Here is an 8,673-nt window from a genome sequence, read left to right on the forward strand (position 1 = left end):
CGGGACTACTGATCCTTTCAGCCACCCCGGATGCATCCCGTGGTGCCACGTCCACCCCGAGACCACTGCGCGGTGTGTGCTGGGCGTGGTCTTTTTGTAGCGGGGTGGTCCGTTTGGCGGCTGGTTCGGTTACGACGTCGGGCATCGAGGCGGACAGCGCCGCAGGCGGATAGAGCAGGGCTGCAACCGCAGGTCCCTCGTTCTTCTTCGCTGTTCTGGCGATGGTTACTTTGTACTCGAGTTCGGCCCACATCTGTGGCCGCTGCATCACCCCGGCTGTGAGGATCCGTTCGTAAACGTAGTCGTACAGCTCGTGAACACTGATCAATCCGTCCCTGTCGAGATCGGCTTCCCCGGTGCGGAGACCGTCGATCACTGCTTCAGTGAACCTGGACCGGCCCGGCTCCAGCTCGCTGATCTGATCCCCTTCCCAGGCGTATTCGGTGCGGTTGGTGGCCGTGATAACCGCCCGGCCATGCCCGGCTAATTCATCACGAACGTGCACTGTGGTGTCACCCTTGGCGCCGCGCAGGAAGGCGCCGCTGTAGCAGCAGTCCAGCAGCAAAATGATGGACCGGGCCCGGCAACGGTGCATCTGGGTGTGCAGAAACGCACTGGAGACAGCCGTAGAGGCGAGGAGTTTCGGATCGGTGTCCCGGGCCGCGAAGTACAGCTCTCCGTTGTCGTTCTTGATCCCATGGCATGAGAGGTGGAGCATCAACAGGTCGTTCCGGCTGCGGCCGAGGAAGAACTGCTCCACCGCCCGGTTCACCTCGTTGACGCTGCCGTCGACCACCGTCTGCACCACGAAGTCACCCACCTGAGGATGGCGGAGGACCTCGGCCAGCCCCTCGGCGTCAGGCGCCGGCGAACGCAGCCTCCTCAAACCGGGAAGGTCGTAATGACCCGTCGCGATGAGCAGAGCAAACCGGCCCCCGGACACGCCAATGTCCCCCTTTAATCCTGCCCGGCTATTCCGGAATCCGGTACCGGCCCGGCCGGGCCGGTACGTGGTGCAGGTTCCACCGCGATTTGCGACGATGTATGCCGGGCAATGAATTCTTCGATCAAACGTTGCTGGTCAGCCGATGAGATGGCCTCCACCTCCAGGCTGTCCTCACCAAGAGCGATACTGACCGTGCGAACCGGCCGGTTCTCGATCCACGTCTGCAGCAGTTGCACCACACTGCGCACCGCAAACGGCGCCGCTGTCACCGCCAGAGCGCCCAAAGCGATCACCTCGCCCGGCTTTGCGCCCTCCGGCACGCTTTCTCCTGCCCGCCCCAACACGACATCTTCGACGTCGAGCTCCAGCAAGCGCTCACGCAACGCGAGTGCGCACGACTCCAGTTCCGCTGGATCGCTGTCCGTGCTGCCCTTGAGCACCACACTGATCTGACTCGTCGAAACCCTCACAATGCCCCCGCGTACTAGCCGAACGGCCAGCGTAACCAGAAAGCCCCTGTGCAACACCTGCGTCTGTGAGACTCTTTGACGGAGCTTCTTCGAGGCGGCCACCGATCAGGTGACGGTCCGCGAGCCGCAACGAGCGAGGCTCCCGGGCTGTTGATCGAGATGTCTGACGTATCAATCACGCTGCTCGGGGGCCTCGTTGGTCAACTATCCTGCCGCACTCTACCTGCCCCGTGGACTCGTGGAGTGGGTCACGATGCTCATCGTCACCCGTGAGGGGGACCGTTGCTGCAAGCTCCGCCCCGTCTCAGCGCGCGATGGTGACACTGGTATACCTGCGCGAGCACGTCACCCTGGCGAAGATCGCTGCCGGGTTCGGGATCAGCGAGTCCACCGCCCATGCCTACACCAGCGCGATCATCCACCTGCTCGCCGAACGAGCACCGGGTGTGCTGAAGGTCCTGCGCGAGGCCGACCCCGACTTCGTCATGCTGGACGGCACCCTCGCCGAGTGCGACCGCGTCGGCGACTCACGCGGGGACTACTCCCACAAGCACCGCCGGGACGGTGTGAACGTGCAGGTGGTCACCGATCCGGACGACCGACTGCTTCGGCTCTCGCCCGCGCTGCCGGGCCGGGCGCACGACCTGACCGCCGCCCGCACTCACCGGATCGTCCGCATCTGCGAGCGCCAGGGCGTCCCCATCCCGGACGATCTCGCCTACCAGGGCGGCGGCCCCTGGCTGACCACGGGCATCAAACGTCGGCCTCTGCAGAAACTCACCGTCACCGAGAAGACCGTCAACAGGGCACTGGCCTCGGTACGGACACCAGTCGAACGCGGCGTCGCCCGCCTGAAGTCCTGGCGCATCTTCTGCGTAACCCGGTGCAGTCCGAACCGCATGACGTCAATTGTCAAAGCGGCCCTCACCCTGAAGCGGCAACGCTGAAGAAGCTCACTGACCTGTCTCAGCGAACCTTGAGCGATTCTCAGCGAAGTTGAACCTCGGCTGCGCCCCAGGTCAGAGGGTCGGACGAGGCGTTGTCGGTGCGTGTCTCGGCCCAAAACGATCGCGTCCGCGATGGACGAGCCGGGCCTCGGCGCGCTGCGGCAACGCCCTGACCTGCGCGCTTAACCTACGCTGAGACGAACTGCGATCCGTCAAGGTTCGGCGAGAACCACTCAAGGTTCGGTGAGACAGGACAAGCGATACCGCGCGGACTGGGATGTCCAACGGGCTGCGGCTGACGCTGCCGGTCGGGCGGACGGTGCGGGTGGCGGAGCTGGCAGCAGCTGAGCAGCAGTGCTGTCCGTTCTTCGCCTTCCGGCTCCACCTTGACGGCCCGCACCTGGACCTGGAGGTCCGTGCACCGGCTGACGGTGCGGAACTGCTCGCGGACCTGTTCGGCCGCGCCGCCTGATCGCGTCTGCCTGTCCCGCCCGCTTCCCAGGTCCGGAGAGGCCAAGCCGCCTCCGCGTGCTCGCTGGCCCAGCACATAGGCATGGTTGTACTGGAGCGCCGTCCGAGACGGCCGCAGGCCCCGAAGATCTGGATCTCTCGGGACCATGGGATTCGGACAGCTGAAGACCCATCACGGACGCCGCGCTTGAGGCGGGGTGCCTGTCAGTCGGTCTTGGTGTCCGTGTTGTCGAGCAGCGCGTTCAGCCGGTCGCGCAGGGCTGCTTGGACGGGTTTGGTGAGAGGGGCGCCGCCGGTGGCTCCCATGATCCATAGGCCGTCGACGGCCAGTCGTGCGAGCAGCAGGTCGATGTCGTGTGGGTCGGTGGATGTGGGGGGCGGGGCCCAGCGGGCGATGAGGTCGTTCCATACGGTGGCCAGCTCTGGGCTGGCCTCGGCTTCCAGCATGAACGCGAGGTCGGCTTTGCCTCCCGAGCCCCAGGCTCCTGCGCGGACATAGGCTGCCATGGTTTCCCGCGTTGTCGCTTCCGCCGCGGGCTTGCCCAGTTCCGCTTCGAGGTAGTCCTCCCACTGGCGGGTGAGGTGCTGCTGGATGGCCATCAGCAGGGCGTTCCGTGTGCGGAAGTGGTACATCAGTCCGCCCTTGGTGACGCCTGCCTCTTCGGCCGCCGACTCCAGGGTGAGGCCGGTGATGCCGTCTCGCTCCGTCACCCGGATGGCGGCGTCGATGATTACGTGTTTCTGACTTGGCCGCATACCTAAGGTTACCTTCCAGAAGGTGAAGTTCCAGAGGCTGGGTGTATCGCGCTCACGTGTTGCCCCGGGTCGGGGCCCATCCATGAAACTACACCATCTGGATGGTGTAGTTTCTCGATAGCGGTCGAGGGGCCGGTCGGCACGACGGCCGGCCCCCGAGGTCGCGGATCCGGGGCCTCTCCCGCAGCGGCCGAGGCGACGCGAGGCGGCGACGGCGCACTCAGGAGTGCGTTGAGGATGCCCCGCCCCGGACGGGAAGCGCTTCACATCCAGGCTGAACGAGTACGGCGACGTCGTGCTTTCGGGCGGCAGGGCCAGAGCACGGAAGAGAAGGCGGAGTGATGAGGAAGAACAAGGGCAGCCCCTCCCCGCACGGCGGCGTGAGGCGCTGGTGGGTGCTGGTGACCGTGTCGGTGGGGCTGTTTCTGATCACTGTGGACGGGTCGGTGCTGTATACCGCGCTGCCGACGCTGACGGAGGACCTCGGGGCGAACGCCTCTCAGAAGCTGTGGATCATCAACGCGTATCCGCTGGTCATGACAGGCCTGCTCCTCGGGGCGGGCACCCTGGGCGATCGTGTCGGGCACAAGAGGATGTTTCTCGCCGGGCTCATCCTCTTCGGCGTTGCTTCGACGGTGGCGGCGTTCGCTCCTGGCCCGGCCGCCTTGATCGGGGCGCGTGCCTTCCTCGCGGTGGGTGCCGCGGCGATGATGCCCGCCACGCTTTCCCTGATCCGGATCACCTTCGACGACGAGCGTGAACGCACCCTTGCCATCGCTGTCTGGGGTTCGGTGTCCGTGGTCGGCATAACGCTCGGGCCGATCGTCGGCGGACTGCTGCTGGAGTACTTCTGGTGGGGCTCCGTCTTCCTGATCAACGTGCCCGTGGTGCTGCTCGCCCTGGTCGCCGGCGCCGTTCTCGTCCCCGCGGACGCCCACCGCTCGGACAGGCCCTGGGACCTCGTCGCCTCCCTCCAGGTGATGGCCGGTCTGGTCGGTCTGGTGTATTCGATCAAGGAGGTCGCCAAGCCCGACTCAGACCTGTCGCATGTGGCGGTGGCGTTGTTCGTGTCGGCCGCCGGGTTCACGCTGTTCGTCCGCAGGCAGCGCCGGCAGGCCCCTCCGCTGCTCGACTTCGCCCTGCTGCGTCATCCGCACATCGTGTCCGGCATCGCCGCGGCCTCGCTGGCCATGTTCGCCGCCGCGGGCATCCAGCTGGTACTCGCCCAGCGGCTGCAACTGGTCGTCGGGCTCTCCCCTCTGCAGGCGGGGCTCCTGGTGGCGGCGTTCGCCGCAGGAGCCCTGTTCGCCGGTGGCGTCGCCGGCAGCCTGGCCTGGCGCATCGGCCCCCGCCCGCTGATTGTCGGCGGACTGCTGACCACGGCCGCCGGCGTCCTGCTGACCCTGCTGCTCACCCCCGGGGTGGTTCCATTCCTGCGCATCTACCCCGACCATCCGGCCTGGATTGTGCCTGGCCTGATTGTCGCGGGGGCCGGCACGGGCCTGGCGATGACCGCCGCCTCGGCGGCGATCATGGGCAACGCCCCCGCCCGTCGCGCCGGCATGGCCGCCTCCGTGGAGGAGGTCTCCTACGAACTCGGCAGCCTCCTTGGTGTCGCGATTCTCGGCAGCGTCCTTACCTCTCTCTACACGAGCACCCTCAACCTTCCCGACGACGCTCCCACGACCGCGAAGGACAGCCTCGACCAAGCCCTGCTGGCATCGGGGCGGCTTCCCGCGGAACGGGCGGACATGCTGCTGAACGCCGCTCACGGCGCGTTCGACAACGGTTACACCCTCGTCTTGCTCATCATCACCGGCGTTCTGGCCGTCGGCGCCGCAGCAACTGCCCGCCTTCTCGGCCGTACCCCTGCGACCGCGGAACAGCCGGAGCCGGTGGCGTGATCCTCTGCCTGCTCCTGCTCGCGGGAGTCGCCTTCGCCGCGGCGGTCTTCGTCCCCCGCGTGCTGACCGGATCGGCCTGGCCCGAGCGGGAGCCGGTAGTCGCCCTGTGGGTGTGGCAATGCCTGGTCGGCGCTGTCCTGCTGAGCTGCCTGTGCGCTCTGGTGCTCGGTGCTGCGGCTGCCTTCGGCACGGTCGGTGTCCGCGTCTTGGCGCCGGCGCCGCCGGAAGTTGTCGGAGCGTACGATCTGGCGTCCGCGCCGGCCTGGGCAGCGATTCTCACGCTGCTGCTGGCGTGCGGAGCCGCGTGGACCGCAGCCATGCTCGTACGACAACTGGCCGACGAACGCCGCCGACGACGGCTGCGCCGCTCCTACATCCGGGAGCGGGCACCCGACCTGCCCGGCGAAAGCGTCACGGACGACAACCGGATGGTGGTCCTGGAGGACTCCTACCCCGACGCCTGGCTGATCGCGGGCAGTTCACCGCGACTGGTCGTGACCACCGGCGCCCTTCACCGGCTCACCGACCGTCAACTCGACGCGGTCCACGCGCACGAACTCGGCCATGTTCACGCCCGTCACGACTGGCTGCTGCACTTGTCAACAGCTCTGGCCACGGGCTTCCCCCGCGTTCCGCTCTTCACCGACTTCGCGGACCAGACACATCGCCTGGTCGAACTCGCCGCCGACGACACCGCCTCACGGCGCTGTGGCCGCCGCACCACCGCTCTCGCCCTCATCGAACTCAACCAGCACCGCGGGGTCTTCAGCTGCGACAGCCCCCGGCGCCTGCTGCACGCACGCGTACTGCGTCTCCTCGAACCCCCCTCCCGGCTCACTCCCCTTCAGCGAGCCGCGACGACCATCGCCGCCGCTCTCGCACTCCTGACCCCACTCCTGATCACCTCGGCTCCGGGCCTCAACGCCTGACCCAGCAGCACCAGGAGCAAGCATCCCAGGACCCTCCCTCAATTACTTCACCATCCAGAAGGTATAGCTACTGGGTCTGGCCGTGCTGTTGCCAGTCGCCCCGGCCCACTCCTCGAACTCCCACATCAGGAAAGAATCCATGTCCACAAAGACGACTTCCGCCGTCGGCGTGCCCCGGTCCACCTGGGTGCTGCGCGTGACCGCGTCACTCGGTCTGCTCTCCACGCTGGCGCAAGGGCTGCTCGCCGGCCTGTTCGTCACCGGAGATGTCGATCTGCTCGCCGTGCACAGCGCGGTCGGCAGCACCATCTCCCTCATCGCCCTGATCCAGTTGGCCGCGGCCCTCGTGGAACGCCGGGCCCGCAAGAAGCGGGACGAGCCCGCCCACTGGCGGCTGACCGTGCTGTCGGGTCTGTTCCTCGCCCTGGTGAGCACGCAGATAGGACTCGGCATGGCCCGCGTCGTCGCCCCGCACATCTTCCTCGGGGTGACCGCAGCCGCACTTTCCATGTTCGTACTCTTCGTCGTCCTCACCGACTCCGGCCCGGCACCAACACGTAAGAACACCAAGACGAAAGAGACCGTGTCATGAGGAAACGAGCACTGAGCCGCCGGGGATTCCTCGGCGTGGCAGCCGGAACAACGGCCGCAGCGGCGGTCGGCGGCGCCATATCCATGTGGTCCGCCGGGCGGGAGGAATCCGGCAGCCCGCGCGTGAGCAAGGCGAAACTCCCCGCGCCGTACCAGGTGCCGCTGCCCGTTCCGGGGGTTGCCCGGCCGGTGAACACCAGCGGCGGGGTGGACCGCTACGAGATCGTCCAGCGGGCGGCCGACCTGGAGATCCTCCCCGGGCTGCGCACCCAGGTGTGGGGCTACGACGGACAGTTCCCCGGACCCACGATCGTCGGCCGCTCCGGACGCCGGGCACTGGTCACCGTACGCAACGAACTGCCCGTACCCACCTCCACGCATCTGCACGGAGGAGTCACACCGCCAGGCTCCGACGGATACCCCACCGACATCGTCGTATCGAAAGGCTGGCGGCAGCCGTCGACGCACTCCGGTCACAGCGGGATGCACATGCCGGCCGACGCCTGGAAGATCTCGGAACTCACCAAGGAGTACGACTACCCCATGGACCAGCAGGCGGCGACGCTCTGGTACCACGACCACCGGATGGACTTCAGCGGCCCGCAGGTCTGGCGCGGACTGGCGGGCTTCTTCCTGATCCGCGACGACGACGAACAGCAACTGCCCCTGCCTGACGGCGAGCGGGACATCCCCCTGATGATCTGCGACCGCTCCTTCGAGGAGGACGGATCCTTCTGGTACCCGTCCCTCGACCCGACCCTGAAGGGCGAACCCGGTGTCGAGAACGCCTACATGGAAGGGGTGATGGGAGATGTCACCCTCATCAACGGAGCCCCCTGGCCGGAGCTGGAGATCGACGCCGCCCGGTACCGCTTCCGCCTGCTGAACGCCTCAAACGCCCGCCGCTATCAGCTGAAGCTGGAACCGGGCGGCCCGCTCACCCAGATAGGCAGCGACACCGGACTGCTCGCCGGTCCGGTGGAACTGGACACCGTCACCCTGGCACCCGCCGAACGCGCCGAGATCGTCATCGACTTCTCCCGCTGGAAGCCCGGCACCGAAGTGCTCCTCGTCAACACCCTCGGCAAAGGGCGGATGCGGGACGTCATGCGGTTCCGCGTGGCACGCAGGGTGCGAGACACCTCAGCGGTGCCCACCCGGCTCGCCGACGTCGAACGCCTCGACCAGGCCCGGGTGTCGGCCACCCGGGACTTCGACTTCCGCCTCACCCGCTCCGGCTCCTCCGAGCTGTGGACAATCAACGGATACCCCTTCTCCCCGGACCGCGTGCTCGCGACACCGAAGCTCGGCACAGTCGAACGATGGCGGTTCACCAGCGACTTCCATCACCCGGTCCACCTCCACCTGGCCCATTTCCAGGTGGTGGCCCGGGACGGCTGGGAGCCGGAGGCACATGAACGGGGCTGGAAGGACACCGTGGACGTCAGGCCGTACGAAACGGTGGAAGTACTCGCCCGCTTCGACGGCTACCGGGGCCGCTACATGTTCCACTGCCACAACCTGGAACACGAGGACATGGCCATGATGGCGAACTTCCAAGTCACCTAACTTGATCTTTAACCTCGAGGTCCGAACGGCTCGTCGTACTTGATCACTCGGACTGGTAACTGCGGTACATGCGGGCGGCCTTCGGCTGAG

General features: G+C 67.0%; 8 protein-coding genes and 1 pseudogene. 6 read left to right on the forward strand and 3 right to left on the reverse strand.

Annotated features, from left to right (window positions below):
- Nucleotides 1–943, reverse strand: a 943-nt coding sequence (locus tag ACFXPK_RS10025; protein WP_385073646.1) for a caspase domain-containing protein, incomplete at its 3' end; no start/stop codon positions are given.
- Between the two features lie 14 nt (nucleotides 944–957).
- Complete coding sequence (locus ACFXPK_RS10030; RefSeq protein ID WP_385073648.1) at nucleotides 958–1,386, reverse strand: hypothetical protein; 429 nt, start codon at nucleotides 1,384–1,386, stop codon at nucleotides 958–960.
- Between the two features lie 226 nt (nucleotides 1,387–1,612).
- On the opposite strand from ACFXPK_RS10030, the pseudogene ACFXPK_RS10035 reads away from it, so the two are divergent.
- Together ACFXPK_RS10035 and ACFXPK_RS10040 are read left to right on the forward strand one after the other, a co-directional pair.
- A pseudogene (locus ACFXPK_RS10035) lies at nucleotides 1,613–2,363 on the forward strand (transposase family protein).
- A 277-nt stretch (nucleotides 2,364–2,640) separates the two neighbouring features.
- Nucleotides 2,641–2,835 carry a hypothetical protein gene (locus ACFXPK_RS10040; RefSeq protein WP_385073651.1) on the forward strand — a complete coding sequence of 65 codons (195 nt, stop codon included), beginning with the start codon at nucleotides 2,641–2,643 and terminating at the stop codon, nucleotides 2,833–2,835.
- 203 nt (nucleotides 2,836–3,038) lie between these two features.
- Here ACFXPK_RS10040 and ACFXPK_RS10045 read toward each other — a convergent pair whose 3' ends face one another.
- A complete protein-coding gene (locus ACFXPK_RS10045; RefSeq protein WP_385073654.1) occupies nucleotides 3,039–3,590 on the reverse strand; it encodes a TetR/AcrR family transcriptional regulator in 552 nt (183 codons plus the stop codon).
- 341 nt (nucleotides 3,591–3,931) lie between these two features.
- On the opposite strand from ACFXPK_RS10045, the gene ACFXPK_RS10050 reads away from it, so the two are divergent.
- From ACFXPK_RS10050 to ACFXPK_RS10065, 4 genes are all read left to right on the forward strand, one after another.
- On the forward strand, nucleotides 3,932–5,494 hold the full coding sequence (locus ACFXPK_RS10050) for an MFS transporter (RefSeq protein ID WP_385073656.1): 1,563 nt from the start codon (nucleotides 3,932–3,934) through the stop codon (nucleotides 5,492–5,494).
- On the forward strand, nucleotides 5,491–6,423 hold the full coding sequence (locus ACFXPK_RS10055) for a M56 family metallopeptidase (protein WP_385073658.1): 933 nt from the start codon (nucleotides 5,491–5,493) through the stop codon (nucleotides 6,421–6,423). The genes ACFXPK_RS10050 and ACFXPK_RS10055 overlap by 4 nt, the downstream gene beginning before the upstream one ends.
- Nucleotides 6,424–6,562: 139 nt before the next feature.
- A complete protein-coding gene (locus ACFXPK_RS10060) occupies nucleotides 6,563–7,015 on the forward strand; it encodes a hypothetical protein (RefSeq protein WP_385073660.1) in 453 nt (150 codons plus the stop codon).
- The gene (locus ACFXPK_RS10065; RefSeq protein WP_385073663.1) at nucleotides 7,012–8,583 is read left to right on the forward strand and encodes a multicopper oxidase family protein; all 1,572 of its coding nucleotides are present in this window, start codon (nucleotides 7,012–7,014) and stop codon (nucleotides 8,581–8,583) included. The genes ACFXPK_RS10060 and ACFXPK_RS10065 overlap by 4 nt, the downstream gene beginning before the upstream one ends.
- Nucleotides 8,584–8,673: the final 90 nt, after the last annotated feature.

Origin of the sequence: Streptomyces sp. NPDC059142 (genome assembly GCF_042755665.1) — a bacterium.
GTDB lineage: Bacteria > Actinomycetota > Actinomycetes > Streptomycetales > Streptomycetaceae > Streptomyces.

Excerpts from the sequence above, each read along its gene's own strand:
- ACFXPK_RS10065 (WP_385073663.1), top strand. The coding sequence starts at position 7,012 with ATGAGGAAACGAGCACTGAGCCGCCGGGGATTCCTCGGCGTGGCAGCC.
- ACFXPK_RS10040 (WP_385073651.1), top strand. The coding sequence starts at position 2,641 with ATGTCCAACGGGCTGCGGCTGACGCTGCCGGTCGGGCGGACGGTGCGG.
- ACFXPK_RS10045 (WP_385073654.1), bottom strand. The coding sequence starts at position 3,590 with ATGCGGCCAAGTCAGAAACACGTAATCATCGACGCCGCCATCCGGGTG.
- ACFXPK_RS10060 (WP_385073660.1), top strand. The coding sequence starts at position 6,563 with ATGTCCACAAAGACGACTTCCGCCGTCGGCGTGCCCCGGTCCACCTGG.
- ACFXPK_RS10050 (WP_385073656.1), top strand. The coding sequence starts at position 3,932 with ATGAGGAAGAACAAGGGCAGCCCCTCCCCGCACGGCGGCGTGAGGCGC.